At 29.5% G+C, this 1,778-nt stretch carries 2 protein-coding genes and 1 pseudogene; all 3 read right to left on the bottom strand.

Going from position 1 to position 1,778, the window contains the following annotated elements:
* A pseudogene (locus ACVC2P_RS10555) lies at window positions 1-233 on the bottom strand (DUF1572 domain-containing protein); the annotation flags it as partial.
* 87 nt (window positions 234-320) lie between these two features.
* Entirely contained in the window at window positions 321-1,397 is a 1,077-nt protein-coding gene (locus tag ACVC2P_RS10550; protein ID WP_452598440.1) for a DUF418 domain-containing protein, read from the bottom strand.
* 67 nt (window positions 1,398-1,464) lie between these two features.
* The coding region (locus ACVC2P_RS10545) for a DUF5694 domain-containing protein (RefSeq protein ID WP_452598439.1) at window positions 1,465-1,778 on the bottom strand (314 nt) is incomplete at its 5' end.

Raw genomic sequence — 1,778 nt, 5'->3', positions numbered from 1 at the left:
CTATAAGCATCTTTAATATCTAAATTCCCTCCTTTAAAAACATTGAGTACACCAGCAATATAATAATTAATATGAAAGGTTAATGCAGCTATCGTATTTAGGTTATATACTTTATAGGTCGCTTGTTGCCATGTTATATTTAAAAGTTGAGCTTTATAGTTTGTATTAGCAATCCACGTACCATTTAAAATAACTTCTCTAAAACGGTTGGCTATTTGTTGAGTCGTTTCCATGTTTATTTTTTAATTAGTAAAATAAGAAATAAAATAGAGTAGTTATTAATAATTTAAGTGATTAAGTCTTATTTATTTTAAACAGCACTAGTTTGTTAGTTTTTTCATTACCCATTCTAAAGGCCCAACAGTTTTATGCTTTAACCAAAGTACAGCAAATATAATGCATAAGGCACTAAAAATTAGTCCATAAACAACAGAAAATACTAAAGAATATTCTCCTAAAGGTTTTAAGTGCAATATGTCTATTAATCCCATACCAATAACAACATGGGCGACATAAAAACTTAAAGCTAACTGCCCAGTTTTAGCTAGAGAAATAATAAGAATGTTATGTTGTAGTTTTTTAGAGATTAAAAGAGAAAGCGAAATGATAAATAAGGCAAAACTGCTAGCTGTAATCATATAAAATGGGAGTGGAGGCATTGGGCTTGTTCCAAAAACTTGAGAGAGTTCTAAAGTAGTACTAGGTGCTCCATTAGATAATAGAGCGATAAAAACCATAGATAAAATTTTAAAAGTTAAAAATACTCCTAGGCTAATTATAATAGATTTTTTTATAAAAACAGTGTTGTTTAAATCTTGCCTGCCAAACCATAAGCCAATAAGCATAAAAGCAACCCAAGGCATTACTGGATGAAAACCATTATAGAATAAGTTTCTTATAAAACCTGCAATACTCCAAAAATTAGCATACTCGAAGGTTTTAAAGTTCCAATTGGTTTCATAATTAAAACAAATAAGAAATACTGGATACAAGAGAATTATTACAAGTGCAGCTTTTAAAATAAATAAAGGCTCCTTTTTTATAAATAGTAATGTAAATAGCATATATATACCATAAAAATGAAGTATATCTGCTGGCCAAATAAAAAGATAAGACAACCCAACAATAAACAGGAGTATAGCTCTTTTAATAATCTTTAGGTTTCTTTTTTTTAGTAGACTAGTATTATTAGTTTCAAGAGCTTTATTGGTTATAAATGCAATACCAATTCCTGCTAAAACAACAAATGTAGCTGCGGCTTTACCGTCTAAAACAGAAACAATAGATTGTAAGCCTACAGACCCTTTGGACCCAAATACCATTTTAAAGTTTACTATAATCATGCCTATTATAGCTAAAGCTCTAGCGACATCTATTCCTATTAAGCGTTGATTCATATATAAATGTAGTCTTTATTTAATAAGACGTAAATTAATACTAAAAGGTTGCTTTACTTTCTCTTTTTTATTCATCTGCCATTAATTTTACTTTTAAATTGGGATATTTTGCTTTTAAAGCTTTTTCTAAGCCAACAACATGCGCAGCTCCTACAATTACAATGTTTTTTGTATGTTTATTAGCTATAACTTGAGTAGCTATGTTTTTTGCCATTCTTTCGTTACGTTCATTCCAATAACGCTCGCCTAAAGTACAACCTTTGGTCTTTTGGCTAACGTATGTAAACGAACTCATTTTGTGTAACCGGTTTAATGACTTTCGTTTGTTTACATGTTTTCCAAGTTTTCTAAAAATAGCAGGTAGAATAGCACTATTATAAT

This window comes from Pontimicrobium sp. MEBiC01747 (genome assembly GCF_053601635.1).
The sequence above is the reverse complement of the archived record's forward strand: the minus strand, read 5'-3'. Positions and strand labels throughout refer to the sequence as shown.

Excerpts from the sequence above, each read along its gene's own strand:
- ACVC2P_RS10550 (WP_452598440.1), bottom strand. The coding sequence starts at position 1,397 with ATGAATCAACGCTTAATAGGAATAGATGTCGCTAGAGCTTTAGCTATA.